Here is a 16523-nt window from a genome sequence, read left to right as displayed (position 1 = left end):
CGATGGCGGCGGGCGCGGGAAAGCGGGCGCTCGCCGCCGCCGCGCTCGTCGCGGCGGGGACGATCGCCGGGGCCGTCCTCGCCGAGGGAGTCCTGCGCCTCGCGCGCCTGTCCGCTCCGATACCCTATCGCCACGACCGCGACACCGGCACCTCCCTTCGCCCCGGCGCAGACGGCCTGCAGTCCCGTGAGGGGCACGCGCGCCTTCGCGTCAACGCCGCCGGAATGCGCGACGTCGATCACGCGATCGCGAAGCCTCCGGGGGTCGTTCGCGTCGCCGTGCTCGGGGATTCGTTCGCGGAAGCCGCGCAGGTCGAGATCGAGGAGACCTTCTTCCGGAAGCTCGGCCCCGCGCTGGAAGCGTGCGGCGCCGCGGGAAGCCGGAAGGTCGAGGTCCTCAACTTCGGGGTGAGCGGCTGGGGAACCGCGCAGGAGCTCGTGGCATTGCGCACGAAGGTCCGGGCGTACGCTCCGGACGTCGTCCTTCTGCTCGTCGTCCCGACCAACGACCTCCGCAACAACGTGCGCGAGCTCGAGGGGGATCCGGGGCGTCCGTATTTCGTCCTCCGCGACGGCGCCCTCGAGGAGGACGTCGCCTTCCGGGAGACCCTCCGGATCCGCGAGATCGGTAGCGCGAGGGAGCGCCTCAAACACGCCCTCGTGGAGCACTCGCGCGTCGTGCAGCTCCTGCTCGCCCTGAAGGCCCCTCCCGCTCCCGCGGGCGGCGCCTTCGAGGCGGGGTTGTCCCCGGAGGTGTTCCTCGCGGACCCCCCTGCGGCGTGGGCGAACGCGTGGTCGGTGACCGAGGCGCTGATCGAGGCCGCGGCAAGGGAGAGCGCGGGGCAGGGTGCGCGGTTCTGGCTCGTCTCGGCGACCGCCGGGGTGCAGGTCGACCCCGATCCCGGGAAACGCGTCGTCGCCGGGGGCGAGCCGCTTGCCCCCGAGCGCCGCCTGGAGGCGCTCGCCGCGCGCCTGGATCTGCCGTACGTCGCCCTCGCCCCGATCCTCGCCGACGAGGCGGCCCGCACCGGCACGTTCTTCCACGGCTTTCCGAACACCCGCCTCGGGACGGGGCACTGGAACGCGGACGGGCATCGCGCGGTCGCCGAAGCGATCGCCTCCCGCGTGTGCGCGCAGCCGTCGCGGTTCCTCCCGTGAAGCGCGCGCTCGCGGCCGCCCTGCTCGTCGCGGGATCGCTCGTCGTCGCGCTCCTGCTGGGGGAGATCGGCCTCCGGGTCGCCGGGATCGCCTACCCGAGCTTCGAGCGGGTCGACGACGACCGGGGCGCGGCGCTGCGGCCGGGAGCGTCGGGGCGGTACACCAGGGAGGGCGACGCGTGGGTCGAGATCCACGCCGACGGCCGCCGCGACCGCCCGGTCGCGCGCGTGAAGCCCGAAGGGGTCTTCCGCCTCGCCGTGCTCGGCGACTCCTACGCGGAGGCCCGCGAGGTCGATCTCGACGCGACCTTCTGGGCGGTCGCCGGGCGCGAGCTCGAGCGATGCCTCGGGAGGAAGGTCGAGGTCCTCAACTTCGGCGCCAGCGGGTACGGGACCGCGCAGGAGCTGCAGACGCTGCGCACGCGGGTGTGGGAATGGTCGCCGGACGCGGTCCTCGTGCTGTTCCTTCCCTACAACGACCTGCGCAACAACCTGCGCGCCCTCGAGCGCGACCCGCTCAAGCCCTACTTCGTCCAGCGCGACGGGGATCTCGTCCTCGACGACGCCTTCCGCAGGGAGCCTGCGTTCCTGAAGCGCAAGTCCGCCCTGTGGCGTCTCGGCTACGCGCTCATCGACCACTCGCGCGTCCTGCAGCTGCTCAACGAGGCGAAGAACGCGCGCCGCGCCGGGGCGATCGCCTCGTCGCAGGGGGGGGAGGCGGGGCTCGACGACGCGCCGTTCCTTCCGAACCCACCGGCGCCGTGGGACGAGGCGTGGGCGGTCACCGAGGCGATGCTCGCCGCGATGCACCGTGAGTCCCGCGATCGCGGAGCTGCGTTCTGGGTCGCGACCGCGACGGTCGGGGCGCAGGTCGATCCCGATCCGGCGAAACGCGAAGCGACGGCGAGGCGGATCGGCGTTCCCGATCTCCTCGAGGCGGATCGCCGGGTCGCGAGGCTCGGGGAGCGCGAGGGGTTCCCGGTCGTTCCGCTCGGCGGTATCTTCCAGGAGAACGCGACGCGGAGGGGGACTTTCCTGCACGGCTTCCCGAACACCTCGCCCGGGGCCGGCCACTGGAACGAGGCCGGGCACCGGCTCGCGGGGGAGACGATCGGAGGACGAGGGTGCGCGGAACTACGTGGATCGTCGGACTCCTCGTGACGACCTGCGCGGCGGCGTGCGAGCCCTGCGACCGCGCCCGCGCGTTGATCGCCGCGGGACAGCCGGCGCAGGCGGATGACCTGCTTCGAGAGGCGATCCGCGAGGACAAGAAGAACCCCGCGCTGCACGGTTGGCGGATCGTCGCCCTCGCGTCGCAAGACCGGGGACGGGACGCCGTCGGCGCGTTCAAGAGCTTCCTCAAGCTCGGCCCCTCGCCCGAACTGTGGTCGACGGTCAGGGCGGCGCTCCCGGTCCCGCGACCGATGCCCGGGGTGGACGTCCTGGCGCGCTGCGAGGAAGACGTGACGCCGCCGGTCCTCCTCGAGAGCGCGGCTCCGGCTTACCCGGAGGCGGGCCGGCTCGCCGGGCTCGAGAAGGACATCCTCGTGCTCGCCACCGTCGGGCCGAAGGGCACGGTGATCTACTGGGACTGGGATCGGGTCGGGGACTGGGGGCAGGCGCACTACGCCGGCTTCGGCAGCGCCGCGATGGAGGCGGTGATCAAGTGGCGGTTCTTCCCCGCGCTGCGCGACGGCGTCCCGGTCCCCTGCGACTTCCAGGCGGACATGACCTTCCGCCTGATCAAGGGGCTCTGACCCCGGTCAATACGCCTTCGCGAAGTGGACCCGTCGCTCCGAAGGGTTCCCGCAGCGCACGCAGACCCCCTTCTCCTCCGGCACGTCGAACGCGATGCAGCGGATCGTCGCCTTCGTCTCCTCGTGGATCGCCGTCTCGCAGGCGGTCTCGCCGCAGTGGTGGGCGAGGAGGAACCCTCCGGTCGAGTCGTTGCGCTCCTTGAAGGCGTCGTAGGAGTCGATCACGAAGGTCGCCGCGTCGCGCCGCGCCTTCGCCGCCTCGAACATCTCCTTCTGGATCTCGTCGAGCAGGCGCGCGACCGCGGGCTCGAGCTCTCCCATCGGGACGAAGCTCTTGGCGCGGTTCGGGCGCTTGACGCAGACGACCGAGCCCTTCTCGACGTCCTTCGGGCCGATCTCGATGCGCACGGGAACGCCGAGCATCTCCCACTCGTTGAACTTGAACCCGGGGGAGAGGTTGTCGCGGGCGTCGACCTTGACCTTGATCCCCGCCTTCTTCAGCCGACCCTCCACCTCGCGCGCGACGCCGAGGATCCGGTCGACGGGATCGTTTCCCTTCCAGATCGGGACGATCGCGACCTGGACCGGGGCGAGCTTGGGGGGCAGCACGAGGCCGTTGTCGTCGCCGTGGGCCATGATGATCGCGCCGATCAGGCGGGTGGAAACCCCCCACGACGTGTTCCAGGCGTGTTGCCAGGTCCCCGACTCGTCCTGGTACTTGAGGTCGAACGCCTTCGCGAAGTTCTGGCCGAGATGGTGGGAGGTCCCCGCCTGCAGCGCCTTGTTGTCCTGCATCAGCGCCTCGATGCAGTAGGTCCTGTGCGCCCCGGCGAACTTCTCCTTCTCGGTCTTGGCGCCCTTGAGCACCGGGACCGCCATCCACTCCTCGGCGAAGGTCGCGTAGACGTCGAGCATGCGCAGGACCTCCTCCTGCGCCTCCTCGAAGGAGGTGTGCGCCGTGTGCCCCTCCTGCCAGAGGAACTCGGTCGTGCGCAGGAACAGCCGGGTGCGCATCTCCCAGCGGACGATGTTCGCCCACTGGTTGATCTTGATCGGGAGGTCGCGGTACGACTGCACCCACTTCGCGAACATCGAGTAGATGATCGTCTCGGAGGTGGGGCGGATGATCAGCTCCTCCTCGAGCCTGCTCGCCGGATCGGGGACGAGCGCCGGTTTGCCGTCGATCTCCGTCGCCATCAGCCGGGAGTGCGTGACGATCGCGCACTCCTTGGCGAACCCCTCGACGTGCTGCGCTTCCTTGGCGAGGAACGACTTCGGGATGAATAGCGGGAAGTAGCAGTTTTCGTGGCCGGTGTCCTTGAACATCCGGTCGAGCGCCTGCTGCATGTTCTCCCAGAGCGCGTAGCCGTGCGGCCGGATGACCATGCACCCCTTGACCGGCGAGTAGTCGGCCATCTTCGCCTGCGTGACGACGTCGGTGTACCAGCGCGAGTAGTCCTCGGCGCGGGGGGTGATCAGCTTGGCCATGGCCCTTCCTTTCGAGAGAAGCGCGCATTATAGGGACACCACGGAGGGGAACGCATGGACGACGGGCCGCGCTGGGGTCGGGGTTGGGTCTCGCTGGGGTTGTGGCTGGGACTCGAATCCCTGCTGTTCGGGGGGATCGTGCTCGCCGCCGTGGTGTTCCCCAACCGCGAGACGCTCCTCGCCGCGGCGGCCGCTCCGGAGGTCGGGGCGTGGTTCGTCCTCGGGCCGCACGTGCTCGGCCTCGGCTGGCTCGTCGCGACCGAGCGGGGCCGCCTCGCCTCACGCCTCCGGCCTTCCGGCCGGAACCTGGGGTGGGGGGTGGGCGGCGCGGTCGCGATGATCCTCGCCGGCGGCGCGTGGTCGTGGCTGCTGGAGGCGGCGGGCGTCAAGCTCCCGGACACGGCGGCGTACCTGCGGGGCGTCGTGCCGTCCCCGGCGGTCCTGCTGCTCTGGGGCGCCTGCCTCGTCCCGTTCGTCGAGGAGTCGTGGTTTCGGGGCAGATTCCTCGAGGCGGTGCGCTCGCGGCTGGACGTGCGCTGGGCCTACCTGATGACCTCGGTCCTGTTCAGCGCGGTCCACGGGATCGTCGAGCTCCTCCCGGCCTACTTCGTCCTGGCGACGATCCTGTTCGTGCTCCGCGAACGGACGGGAGGGCTCTTCGCGCCGATCGTCGCCCACGCGCTGAACAACCTCTGGGGCCTCGTCGTCTCCTAGTCGCGCTCCGCCTTCCCGGTCATCGGCACGAACCGGACGGGGATCACGGACTCCCGCCGGAACCCCTCCGCGGTGCGCGTGACCACGACGAGCTCCTGATCGGCGACGCCGACGGGGATCACCAGCCGCCCGCCCACCTTCAGCTGCTCGAGGAGCGGCTTCGGGATCGTGTCCGGCGCCGCGGTCACCACGATCGCGTGGAAGGGGGCCGCCTCGGGCCAGCCGTCGTAGCCGTCGCCGATCCGGACGCGCACGTTCGAGACGCCGAGGTCCCGGAGGAGCGCCTCGGCACGCCGGCCGAGGTCGGGCAGGATCTCGATCGTGAAGACCTCCTGGAAACACGCGGCGAGCACCGCGGCCTGGTACCCCGAACCCGTGCCGACCTCGAGGACCTTCTGGCCGGGTGCGGGCCGCGCCAGTTCGGTCATCAGGGCCACGATGTAAGGCTGGGAGATCGTCTGCCCCTCGCCGATCGCGAGCGGCCCGTCCGCGAAGGCGAACGCGCGCTGGGATTCCGGGACGAACCGCTCCCGCGGGACGGTGCGCATCGCCTGGAGCACGCAGCGGTCCTTGACCCCGCGCGCGACGATCTGGGTGTCGACCATCCGCTCGCGGTCGCCGCGCCCCCCCTCCCGGCCGTCGGCGGCGCAGCTGGCGAAACCGCAGGCGGCGGCGACCCCGATCCCCGAGAGCATGGCGGTGAGGCGTCGCATCGCTCCTCCTTCCGGTGGATTCGGCCACCCGAACGACATTATCTTCCGGCCGTGCCTTTTCCCCGTCGACTCAAGGTCGGACTCGCCCTGGGCGGCGGCGCCGCGCGGGGCCTCGCCCACATCGGCGTCGTCCGCGCACTCCTGCGGGAGCGGATCCCGATCGACGTCGTCACCGGGACCAGCATGGGAGCGATCGTCGGCGGGGCGTACGCCGCCAGCGGGAACATCGCCGGCGTCGAGGCGGCCCTCCGGCAGGTCCTCGGGAGCGATCAGTTCCGGCGGACCCGGCTGTCGTTCCTGAAGGAGTCCCGCCACCACCGCGGCGGGCTCATGTACTCGGTCTCGCGCCTGGTGCGGCAGGGGATCGTCTACGGCGTCTCCACGATGCGGCCGTCGTTCGTCTCGGCGGAGGAGTTCCAGGCGAGCGTGCAGGCGATCCTCCCCGACCGCGCGATCGAGTCGCTGCCGACCGTCTTCGGCTGCGTGGCCCTCGATCTCGAGAACGCGGAGGAGGTCGTCTTCTCGCGCGGGAGTCTGCGCGACGCGGCGGCGGCGAGCTCGGCGATCCCCGGCCTGTTCCCGGCCCGCCGCATGGGAAAGCGCCTCCTCGTCGACGGCGGCTGGATCGACAAGGTCCCCGTGCTCCCCGCCTACCGGCTCGGCGCGGACGTGACGATCGGCGTGGACATCTCGGCCGACCTCGAGGCGTCCCACGAGCTCGGGCGCGGCGTCGACGTCATGATCCGCGCCAACGCGATGAAGGACATCGCCCTGACCGGGTTCCAGCGCCGCTTCGCGGACGTGCTCCTCGAGCCGTCCGTCCAGCACGTCCATTGGGCGGATTTCGATCAGGCCGACTACTGCATCACCGCGGGAGACCTCGCCGCGACCGCCGCGGCGCCGGGGATCCGCGCCCTGCTGCGTCGCGAGCGATGGCGGGCGCTGTTCCGCCGATCCCCGGGACGTCGCCACGCCGAGTACCATCTCTCCCGTTCCGATCTCCGTTTCGTCGTGGAGTAGACGATCCCATGCGACGTTCCGCCAAGATCGCCCTCGGGGCGGCGGTTGCCGCCGCGGCGCTGTGGGTCGGCGCGGCCCTGATCGTCCCCCGCGTCGTCGACGCCGACGCGTTCCGCGGCCGCGTCGAAGAGCGGCTCGGACGCGTGCTCGGCCGGGAAGTGCGACTCGGGACGCTGCGCCTGAGCCTGTGGACGGGGATCTCCGTCCGCGCCGGGAGCCTCTCGATCGCGGGGACCCCCTCCCTCGACGCCGAGCAGGTGCGCGTGGGACTCGCGGTCTGGCCGCTGCTCCGGGGCGAGGCGCAGCCGCGCTGGCTCGCGATCCAGGGGGCGGACGTGCGACGCGGCGGCGCGACGGTCCTCCGCGAGGCGTCCCTGCGCTGCCGGATCGGACGGGAGGACGGCGGGGGGTCGCGCCTGCGCGGCCGGTTCGAGGCGGTCGTCGTGCCGATGCGCGACGCGCCCCGCGGGGAGATCGATTTCGACGCCCGGGCCGAAGGAGACCGCGTCACGGTCGAGAGCTTCACCGCGCGGGTCGGTCCGCACGTCTTCGAGGCCAAAGCGTCGGTCGAAGGGGTCCGCTCCGGAGCGTTGCGCGCCGAGATGGAAGGCTCCGCGCGCGTCGCCGGGCTCACCGTCACCGGGATCCGGGCGAAGGGGCGCGTGGAGCGCGCCGGGGTCCGCATCGAGGAAGGGGGCTTCCGGCTCCACGGCGGCACCGGGACGATGACCGGGCTCGTGCGCGTCCAGGAGCCGGGTGTGCCGTTCCGCATCGAGTCGATCGTCGGCGGCGTGGACGTGGAGTCGCTCTCGAAGGAAATCCTCATGGCGGCGGGCGGGGCCCTGGAGGGGACGGGCTCCGCGACCCTCGCGGTCGAGGGGCGCGCCGACGCCCCTTCGATCGCGAAGGCGCTCGAGGGGCAGGCGTCGGTCGAGATCCGCGACGGGGCCCTGAAAAGCGTCGGGCTCCTGCGCCAGGTGGCGTCGACGCTCGAGAAGGCCGGGGGGCGGGGGATCGGTAAGGACGAAACGCCCTTCGAGACCATGGCCGCGTCGTTCGCGCTGAAGGAAGGGCTGGCGCGGACGGACGACCTTCGCGTCCGCTCCGCCGACCTCGACCTCGACGGGCAGGGGGCGATCGACCTCGCGGGGCCGTTGCGCCTGGACGTGCGCACCGCCTTCTCGCCCGAGTCGTCGGCGATGCTCGTCGCGCGGACGCCGCAGCTGAAGATCCGAGTCGGCGAGGACGGCCGGCTGACGATCCCCATGAAGCTGCGCGGCACGATCGAGTCGCCGCGCGTCGAGATCGACGTCGACAAGCTCCTCGAGGAAGGTCTGCGCGACCAGCTCCGGGAGAAGAAACAGGGGCTGCTCAAGCGGCTTCTCGGGAGGTAGCGGCGTTGGCCCGCGAACACGTTCACCTGATCGGGATCGGCGGCACCGGCATGGCCGCGCTCGCCGGGCTCTTCCACGAGGCGGGGGCCCGCGTCACCGGCTCGGACCTCAAGTTGTATCCGCCCACCTCGACGATCCTCGCGGAGATGGGCGTCGTCGTGTACGAGGGGTACGACGCGAAGCACCTCGAGCCGGCTCCCGACCTGATCGTGGTCGGGAACGCCGTCCGCCGCGGGAATCCCGAGGCGGAGGAGGTGCTCGACCGCCGCCTCCCGCACACCTCGATGCCGCGGGCGATCGAGGAGCGGTTCCTTCCCGGACGGCACTCGATCGTCGTCGCCGGCACGCACGGGAAGACGACCACGACCTCGATGCTCGCCTGGGTCCTCGACCACGCGGGGCTCGCCCCCGGGTTCCTCATCGGAGGGCTCCCGAGGAACTTCGCGAACTCGTACCGGCTCGGAACCGGTTCCCCGTTCGTCCTCGAGGGGGACGAATACGACACCGCGTTCTTCGACAAGGGGCCGAAGTTCATGCACTACCGCCCCGACACGTGCCTGATCGGGACGGTCGAGTTCGACCACGCGGACATCTACGCCGACGAGGAGCAGGTCCGGAAGGTCTTCCGCTGGCTGACGAACATCGTCCCTCGCCGCGGCCTCGTCGTGCGCCACGAGGACGATCCCACCTCGCGCGAGGTCACCGCGCATGCCCTCGCCCGCGTCCAGGGGTACGGACTCGAGCAGGGGGAGTGGCGCGCGGTGCGGCTCGACCATCGCGCCGACGGCGTCGCCTTCACGATCGAGCGCGGGGAACGGCACTTCGCCGACGTCGCGATGCGCGTGTCGGGGGAATACAACGTGCGCAACGCGCTCGCGGTGACCGCCGCCGCGGTCGAGCAGGGGCTGTCCCCGGCGCAGGTCGCGGCCGGTCTCGCGACATTCGAGGGCGTCCGGCGTCGGATGGACGTGAAGGGGGAGGCGGCGGGGGTGCTCGTCCTCGACGACTTCGCCCACCATCCGACCGCGATCGCGGAGACGCTGCGGGCGGTGCGCCAGCGGTATCCCGGGCGGCGGGTTTGGGCCGTCCTCGAGCCGCGGTCGTGGTCGCTTCGCCGGAACGTGTTCCAGGACCGCCTGGCGACCTGCTTCGACGACGCCGACGAGGTCGTGCTCGCCGAGGTCTTCGGCGCCGAGCAGCTCCCGCAGGAGGTCCGCCTCGATCCGGAGCGGCTCGTGCGCGACCTCGCGGGGCGCGGACGGCCGTCGCGTTTCCTCCCCGGCGTCGACGCGATCGTCGCCCACCTCGTCGCCCATGCCCGCGCCGGCGACGTCGTCGCGGTCCTCTCGAACGGCGGGTTCGGCGGGATCCACGACAAGCTGCTCGAGGCGCTGAAGTCCCGATAAGAAAGAAACGAGCCGGCGGCACAATGCCGCCGGCCCGCGCCCGTAACCGGTGAGGGGGGAAGGCCGGTTCCGGACGAACGTCCTGATCAGCGACCGCCGCGCTCGTGTTTCCCCTTGCCGCCGTCGTTCTGCTTCGGCTTGGCGGGCTCCCTCCTGGGGGCCGGCGCCGGCCGCGGCGAGTCGGGGCGACGCTGCGGCTGCGCCTGCTGCGGGCGCGGCTGCGACCGCTGCGGGGCGGCGCGCTGGGGCTCGGAGCGTTGCGGCTGCGACCGCTGCGGGGCGGCGCGCTGCGGCTCGGAGCGTTGCGGCTGCGACCGCTGCGGAGCCGCGCGCTGCGGCTCGGAGCGTTGCGGCTGGGACCGCTGCGGGGCGGCGCGCTGCGGCTCGCGCGGCGTCCCGCGCGCCTGCTCACGGCGCTCCACGCGCGGCGCGGGGGTCGGCACGACGCGGCCGGCGTCCCCCTTCTGTACGTCGCGCGGGCGAGACACGTGGTCGTAGAGGGAGCGGCGCTCGTTGTCGACGCGTCCGCCGTCGCGCGGCGCCCGGGGCGCCGGCGCGGTCGCGGCGTCCTCTCGCGGCTTCGGGGTCGAACGGCGCGATTCGGCGCGCGCGCGGGGATCCTCGCCGACGCGGCGGGGGAAACGCGGCGACTCGACCGTCCGGCCGGGGACCTCGCCCCGCTCGGAGGATCGCCCGCGCTCGGCGCGCGGCGCATCGGCCGCGCGCGGGAGATCGCGCCCGCCCCTGCGGGTCATCCGATCCTCGACGTCGCTCAGGCGGCGGCCGGCGGTGCGGTCGCGGTCGGTCGGCCGGGTGCGGACCGTAGGCTCGTTGGCGGCCTGCCGCGCGGCGCGCTCTCTCCAGTCGCGACTCTCGGCCAGTTGGCGCGGTGCGACCTTCGGGGCGCGCGCGACGACGCGATTGCCGTCGAGCTCCCCGCGGGGGACCCGGTCGACCGGCACCGCGTACCGGCGCACGTCGTGATGGCCCATGTGGTGGTGGTCGACGAACGTCCAGCAACCGGGATCGTAGTGCCCGTGATGATACGGTCCGCCGATGTAGGCGGGGTAACCCCAGTAGTCCAGAGGGGCCCAGCCGAAGTAGGCCGTTCCCCACGACCACGAGACCCATGCGCCCGCGAAGACGCGTCCGGGGATCCAGCACCAGCCGTAGCCGCCGACCCAGTTCCAGCGACCGTAGCGGTACGGCGCCCAGCCCCAGGGCTCGTTCGAGACCCAGAAGTACCCGTGGGGCCCGTAGTCCCAGTAACCGTCCCAGTAGGGGCGCCAGCCGACGGGCACGTCGTGCGGGTACCAGACCCGGCCGTAGGAGGGCACCTCGACCCAATCGCCGTAGGTCGAGAGCTCGCGGTAGTACGGGCGCACCTCGTCGGGAAGCGCTTCGGCGGTCCCGTCGTCGGCGACGCGCTCGTCTCCGCGGAACGACTCCTCACGCGAGGCGACCCAGCGGTCGAAGCCGTCCGAGGCGTAGCTGCTGAAGGCACGGGCGTCTTCCGGGATGATCCCGCGGTAGGCGTTGGTGCGCTGGCCCCCGCGGACGAGGACCGACCCTCCCTCGCCGACGACCTCGGCGACGCCGCGTCGCGAATAGACCCGGGTGTGGTCCGCGTCGGCTTCGATGCGGAAATCCCCGTCGCCGAGCAGGTAGACCGACGCCGACGGCGTCTCGATGCGGAACTCGTCCTCCTGGCCGATCCTCGCGGCGATCTGGAGCACCCCCTGGTCGAGGTTGAGCACGGTGTTGTCGCGGAACTTCGCGTACGGGCTGGGGAGCGACTGGAAGGTGACGCGGGTCTCGCGGTCGATCCGGACGAGCGAGCCGGCGGCGAGCTCGATCTCGAGCCGCTCGTTCGCGGCGGTGCGCACGGCGTCGCCGGGAAAGACGGGGGCGTTGGCGCCGGCGCGCTCCTGGGGCTCGTCCTCCGAGGAGGCGCGAACGATCAGGGCGCCGCCGTCGGAGAACCGGATGCGGCCGTAGTCCCCCGACTGATACCCGTCGCCGTAGGACTCGGGATTCTCGGCCTGCGCGCGGACTGGAGGTGCCGGCGCGAGGAGCAGCGCGGAAGCGAGGGTGGCGACCGTCCAACCGAGGGTGCGCACCGTGTTCATGGCGGACCTCCACTCCCGTCCTTTGCACCCGACGTGCCATGAATCGGGAGCCGGGGGACGGGCTTTTTCCCTCGGCGCGCGATCCCCGGCGAGGACGACCGTCCCTGCCTCAGGACATGGAGCCGCTGTGCTACCGTCCCTCGCGAGACCCTGGAGAGCCCTTCGGATGGCCCTGCGCCCCATCATCCTCTACCCCGATCCCGTCCTGCTCACCCCCACCCGCGAGGTGGGGAAGATCGACGACGAGGTGCGCACGCTCGTCCGCGACATGGTCGAGACGATGTACGCCGCCCCCGGAATCGGCCTCGCCGCGAACCAGGTCGGCTCCGGGCTGCGGGTGTGCATCGTCGACCTCAGCGTGGGGGAGAAACCCGGCGAGCTGAAGGTCTTCGTCAACCCGCAGCTGGTCGAAACGGCCGGGATCGACGTCGCGGAGGAGGGGTGCCTGTCCTTCCCCGACATCGCGCTCGACGTGGAGCGCCCGTACCGCGCCGTCGTGGAGGCGCGCGACCTCGAGGGGCGGACCTTCCGGGTGGACGCCGACGGCCTGCTCGCCCGCGCGATGCAGCACGAGATCGAGCACCTCGAGGGGCGGACGTTCCTCCAGAACGTCTCCCCGCTCAAGCGGGAGCTCGTCAAGCGGCAGATCAGGAAACGGATCAAGAACGGCGAGTGGATCGCCGCGGTCAGCGCGCGTTGAGGGTCGTCTTCCTCGGGACCCCCGAGGTGGCGGTTCCGACCCTCGCGCGTCTGCTCGACCTCGGCCACGACGTGCCGCTCGTCGTGACCCAGCCCGACCGCCCCGCCGGGCGCTCGTCGTCGCCGCAACCCCCGCCCGTGAAGCGATTCGCCCTCGAGCACGGGCTTCCGGTCGCGCAACCGCCCCGCGTCCGGGACGCGGCGTTCCTCGAGTCGATCGCCGCGCCCCGCCCCGACGTCCTCGTCGTGGTCGCGTACGGCCGCATCCTTCCGGACCCGGTCCTCGCCGCCGCGCCGCTCGGCGCGGTCAACGTGCACTTCTCGCTCCTCCCGGCGTACCGGGGAGCGGCGCCGGTGCAGTGGGCGATCGCCCGCCGGGAGTCGACGACCGGCGTGACGACGATGCGGATCGCGACGGAGCTCGACGCGGGGGATCTCTACCTCCAGGCCCCCGTCGCCATCGAGCCGCGCGAGCGGGCCCCGGCGCTTCTCGCCCGACTCGCGCGGGCGGGCGCCGATCTCCTCGCGACGACGCTCGCCGGCCTCGCGTCGGCGTCCCTCCCGCCGCTGCCGCAGGACGCGTCGCGGGCGACCTACGCGCCGATCCTCACGCGCGCGGACGGCGGGTTCGACCCCGCGTGGACCGCGGCGGAGATCGACGCGCGGATCCGGGCGTTCGACCCCTGGCCCGGGGTCTGGGCATCGGTCTCCGGGCGTCGGATCCGGCTGATCGACGCCCTTCCGATTCCGGGACGGAGCGACCGGCCCCCCGGGACCCTCGTCGAGGCGAGCGACGACGGCGTGATCGTCGCCTGTGCCGGCGGCACGCGCCTGGAGCTCCGGGAGGTGCAGCCCGACGGCTCGCGGGGGATGACGGCGGCCGCGGCCCTTCGTGGCCGCCGGCTCGCGCTCGGAGCGAGGCTTGAACCCCCGGCTTGAGGCGTTCGACGTCCTGCGGCGGGTCGAGGCGGCCCGCGCATTCGCCGGAATCCTGCTCGAGGAACGCGAGGGCCGCTTCGCCGACCCGCGCGACGCGGCTCTCCTGCACGAGCTGGTCCTCGGAGTGCTGCGCCGCCGGGCCGCACTCGATCACGCGATCGCGCGGGTCTCCTCGCGCCCCCTCGGGGAGGTCGACCTCGAGGTCCTGATCGCGCTGCGCCTGGGTGCGTACGCGCTGCTCCACCTCGATCGCGTCCCGGACTTCGCCGCCGTCACGACGTCGGTCGATCTCGTCCGCGCGGCGGGGCGCAAGGCGGCGGCGGGATTCGCCAACGGCGTCCTCCGCCAGATCGCGCGGCGTGGGGCGGCCCTGCTCCCCCCCGAGCCGGCGCGCGGGGACGCCGACGCCCTCGCGCTGTACGCCTCGCATCCCGCGTGGTGGACGCGACGCCTGGTGCAGCGCGTGGGCTGGGACCGCGCGCGCGCGATCGTGGAGGCGGACAACCTCCCGGCCGCGACGGTGCTGCGCGTGCGCCACGGGATCGATCCGCGTCTGGACGGGATCGAGTCCCGTCCGGGGACGTTCGCGCCGGGGGCCCTCCACGTCGTGTCGGGGCGCCCCACGGCGACCCCCGGTTTCGCCGCCGGGACCTTCTGGATGCAGGACGAGGGCTCGCAACTCGTGCCCGCGCTCGCCGGAGTCGGGGCCGGAGCCCGAGTGCTCGACGCGTGCGCCGCCCCCGGAGGAAAAACGCTCGCCCTCGCCGACGCGGTCGGGGAAACCGGGTTCGTCGTCGCCGCCGACCGGCACGCCGGACGGCTGCGGCGCCTTGCGCGCAACGTCGCGCGCTGCCGCCTCGGAAACGTCGCGGCCGTCGCCGCGGACATGACCGCGCCCCCGCTGCGTGCGGGATTCGACGTCGTGCTCGTCGACGCGCCGTGCAGCGGAACCGGAACGATGCGCCGCCACCCGGAGATCCGTTGGCGCCTTCGCCTCGAGGACCTGCCGGCGATCGCGGAGCGCCAGCAGCGTCTGCTCGCGGCCGCGGCGGGACTGGTCCGCCCCGGCGGCGCGATCGTTTATGCCGTCTGCTCGATGGAGCCGGAGGAGGGCGCATCGGTCGTGGAGACGTTCCTCGCGTCGCACCCGGCGTTCCGGCGGGCGGACGCGCGGCCGTTCCTCCCGGAGCCCGCGCGCGCGCTCGTCGGGGAGGAAGGGTACCTGCACACCTCCCCCGACCTCGACGGCATGGACGGGTTCTTCGCCGCACGAATAGAATCGATCGCCGATCGGAGGGTCGCACCATGAAACGCGTCCTGGGTTGCGGGGTGTTCGGGCTCGTCTTCGCCGTCGTCGTCATCGCCGTCCTCGGCTGGGGGATCGCGGCGTACAACCGGATCGTCCGCCAGGACGTCGCGGTGGCGCAGTCCTGGTCGCAGGTGGAGAGCGCCTACCAGCGTCGCCTCGATCTCATCCCGAACCTCGTCGAGACGGTCAAGGGCGCCGCCAACTTCGAGCGCTCGACCCTCGACGCGGTCGTCGCCGCGCGCGCCCGCGCGACCCAGATCGTCCTGAGCCCGGAGATCGTCAACGACCCGGCGAAGTTCCGCGAGTTCCAGCAGGTCCAGGGAGCGCTCGGCAGCGCGTTGTCGCGCCTCATCGCCACCGTCGAGGCGTACCCCGAGCTCAAGGCGACGGCGAACTTCGGCACCCTCCAGGAGCAGATCGAGGGAACCGAGAACCGCATCAACGTCGAGCGGCGCCGATTCAACGAGGCCGTCGGCACCTACAACGCGGCGATCCGGGTCTTTCCCGGCTCGCTCGTCGCCGGCCTCTTCGGCTTCGGCGCGAAGGCGTTCTTCGAGTCCGACTCGGGGGCCGAGAAGGCTCCCCAGGTGAAGTTCTAGTTGCGTGCCGCGTTCGCCGCCGCGCTCGTGGCGACCGCGGCGACCGCCGCGATCGCCTTCGACATCCCGGAGCGCCCGCAGGGGCGGGTGAGCGACTACGTGGGGATGCTCGCTCCCGCCGCCCGGGCGCGCGTGGAGCGCAAGCTCACCGACTTCGAGGCCTCCTCGTCGACCCAGATCGCCTTCGCGTTCTTCCAGACCCTCGACGGCGAGGACGTCGACGACCTCACCAACCGGATCTTCGAACGCTGGAAGCTCGGTCAGGCCGGGAAGGACAACGGAGTCCTGGTCGCGCTGTACCTGCGCGACCGGAAGTGGCGGATCGAGGTCGGTTACGGCCTCGAGGACCGGCTCACCGACGCGACGTGCGCCAGGATCGCGCAGCGCGAGCTGCTCCCCCGCCTGAGGGCCAACGACCCCGAGGGCGCGATCGCGGCGACGGCGGAGGCGCTCGTCGCGGCCACCCGCGGGGCGTACACGGGGGGCGCGTCCCGCAATCGACCGGCACGCGCGCCGCTGCTCACCCTGCTCGGAGTGTTCTTCCTGGTCGCCCTGGTGATCACGATCCTCGTGCGGGCGAGCGCCGGCTACTCCGGTCGGGGCCGGCGCCGGATCTACTGGGGCGGACCGTTCCAGGGCGGGGGCTTCGGCGGGTTTTCCGGCGGCGGGGGCGGGGGTTTCGGCGGGTTCTCGGGCGGCGGCGGGATGTCGGGGGGAGGAGGGGCGTCGGGGTCATGGTGATGTTCGACCGGCCCGAGCGGAGACTGCTTTCCCCGGACGACGAGCGGCGCGTGGTGGCGGCGATCCGCGCCGCCGAGCGCAGGACCTCGGGGGAGATCCGCGTGCACGTCCAGGGGCGCTGCAAGGGGGACCCGCTCGCGGCCGCCGCGACGATCTTCGAGCGGCTCGGCATGACCCACACGGCCGCGCGCAACGGCGTGCTGGTCTTTCTCGCGGTCGACGATCGCCGATTCGCGATCGTCGGGGACAAGGGGATCCACGAGAAGGTGGGAGCCGCGTTCTGGGACGCGCTTCGCGACGCGCTCGCCGATCGACTGCGCGCCGGTCGCGCGGCCGACGGCCTGATCGAGACCGTCGAGGCGATCGGAGCCGAGCTTTCGCGGAGCTTCCCCCGCGCGGGGGACGACCGGAACGAGCTCGCCGACCGCGTCTCGTACGGAGGGCCCCTATAATGCGGCG

General features: G+C 72.5%; 16 protein-coding genes. 13 read left to right on the top strand and 3 right to left on the bottom strand.

Annotated elements, in window-relative coordinates; genetic code table 11:
• Positions 1-2 precede the first annotated feature (2 nt).
• The 3 genes from VF139_04075 to VF139_04065 are packed head-to-tail and all read left to right on the top strand — an operon-like array spanning position 3 to position 2913.
• Complete coding sequence (locus VF139_04075; protein ID HEX6850560.1) at positions 3-1157, top strand: hypothetical protein; 1155 nt, start codon at positions 3-5, stop codon at positions 1155-1157.
• Positions 1127-2317, top strand: coding sequence for an SGNH/GDSL hydrolase family protein (locus VF139_04070; GenBank protein ID HEX6850559.1), 1191 nt, complete (start codon positions 1127-1129; stop codon positions 2315-2317). Before VF139_04075 ends, VF139_04070 begins: the two co-directional genes overlap by 31 nt.
• Positions 2281-2913 (top strand): energy transducer TonB, encoded by a 633-nt coding sequence (locus VF139_04065; protein ID HEX6850558.1) that lies wholly within the window; start codon positions 2281-2283, stop codon positions 2911-2913. The genes VF139_04070 and VF139_04065 overlap by 37 nt, the downstream gene beginning before the upstream one ends.
• Positions 2914-2919: 6 nt before the next feature.
• Here VF139_04065 and proS read toward each other — a convergent pair whose 3' ends face one another.
• Positions 2920-4401: a proline--tRNA ligase gene (proS, locus tag VF139_04060; GenBank protein HEX6850557.1), complete on the bottom strand. Its 1482-nt coding sequence runs from the start codon at positions 4399-4401 to the stop codon at positions 2920-2922.
• Positions 4402-4455: 54 nt separating this feature from the next.
• Here proS and VF139_04055 point away from each other — a divergent pair, with 54 nt between their 5' ends.
• Positions 4456-5115: a type II CAAX endopeptidase family protein gene (locus VF139_04055; GenBank protein HEX6850556.1), complete on the top strand. Its 660-nt coding sequence runs from the start codon at positions 4456-4458 to the stop codon at positions 5113-5115.
• Here the strand turns inward: VF139_04055 and VF139_04050 are convergent.
• On the bottom strand, positions 5112-5828 hold the full coding sequence (locus VF139_04050) for a protein-L-isoaspartate(D-aspartate) O-methyltransferase (protein HEX6850555.1): 717 nt from the start codon (positions 5826-5828) through the stop codon (positions 5112-5114). The two genes, VF139_04055 and VF139_04050, sit on opposite strands and share 4 nt — an antisense overlap.
• Positions 5829-5879: 51 nt before the next feature.
• Between VF139_04050 and VF139_04045 the strand changes: the two genes are divergently transcribed.
• The 3 genes from VF139_04045 to mpl are packed head-to-tail and all read left to right on the top strand — an operon-like array spanning position 5880 to position 9648.
• Positions 5880-6848, top strand: a complete 969-nt coding sequence (locus tag VF139_04045; protein HEX6850554.1) for a patatin-like phospholipase family protein — start codon at positions 5880-5882, stop codon at positions 6846-6848.
• An 8-nt stretch (positions 6849-6856) separates the two neighbouring features.
• Positions 6857-8242, top strand: a complete 1386-nt coding sequence (locus VF139_04040; GenBank protein HEX6850553.1) for an AsmA-like C-terminal region-containing protein — start codon at positions 6857-6859, stop codon at positions 8240-8242.
• 5 nt (positions 8243-8247) lie between these two features.
• Positions 8248-9648: a UDP-N-acetylmuramate:L-alanyl-gamma-D-glutamyl-meso-diaminopimelate ligase gene (mpl, locus tag VF139_04035; GenBank protein ID HEX6850552.1), complete on the top strand. Its 1401-nt coding sequence runs from the start codon at positions 8248-8250 to the stop codon at positions 9646-9648.
• Positions 9649-9734: 86 nt separating this feature from the next.
• Here the strand turns inward: mpl and VF139_04030 are convergent, their stop codons facing one another.
• The gene (locus tag VF139_04030) at positions 9735-11777 is read right to left on the bottom strand and encodes a DUF6600 domain-containing protein (protein HEX6850551.1); all 2043 of its coding nucleotides are present in this window, start codon (positions 11775-11777) and stop codon (positions 9735-9737) included.
• A 166-nt stretch (positions 11778-11943) separates the two neighbouring features.
• On the opposite strand from VF139_04030, the gene def reads away from it, so the two are divergent.
• From def to VF139_04000, 6 genes are read left to right on the top strand one after another with little or no spacing between them, the layout of a single operon-like run.
• Positions 11944-12477 (top strand): peptide deformylase, encoded by a 534-nt coding sequence (gene def / locus VF139_04025; GenBank protein HEX6850550.1) that lies wholly within the window; start codon positions 11944-11946, stop codon positions 12475-12477.
• Positions 12450-13415, top strand: coding sequence for a methionyl-tRNA formyltransferase (fmt, locus tag VF139_04020; GenBank protein HEX6850549.1), 966 nt, complete (start codon positions 12450-12452; stop codon positions 13413-13415). Before def ends, fmt begins: the two co-directional genes overlap by 28 nt.
• Positions 13399-14724, top strand: coding sequence for a transcription antitermination factor NusB (locus tag VF139_04015; GenBank protein ID HEX6850548.1), 1326 nt, complete (start codon positions 13399-13401; stop codon positions 14722-14724). Before fmt ends, VF139_04015 begins: the two co-directional genes overlap by 17 nt.
• Entirely contained in the window at positions 14721-15323 is a 603-nt protein-coding gene (locus VF139_04010; GenBank protein ID HEX6850547.1) for a LemA family protein, read from the top strand. Before VF139_04015 ends, VF139_04010 begins: the two co-directional genes overlap by 4 nt.
• Entirely contained in the window at positions 15324-16064 is a 741-nt protein-coding gene (locus VF139_04005) for a TPM domain-containing protein (protein HEX6850546.1), read from the top strand. It begins immediately after the preceding gene.
• Positions 16058-16516: a TPM domain-containing protein gene (locus VF139_04000; GenBank protein HEX6850545.1), complete on the top strand. Its 459-nt coding sequence runs from the start codon at positions 16058-16060 to the stop codon at positions 16514-16516. The genes VF139_04005 and VF139_04000 overlap by 7 nt, the downstream gene beginning before the upstream one ends.
• The last annotated feature ends 7 nt before the right edge of the window (positions 16517-16523 follow it).

This window comes from Candidatus Polarisedimenticolaceae bacterium (genome assembly GCA_036376135.1).
GTDB lineage: Bacteria > Acidobacteriota > Polarisedimenticolia > Polarisedimenticolales > DASRJG01 > DASVAW01.
Note: the sequence above shows the minus strand (reverse complement) of the source record. Positions and strands in the feature narration are given on the sequence as shown.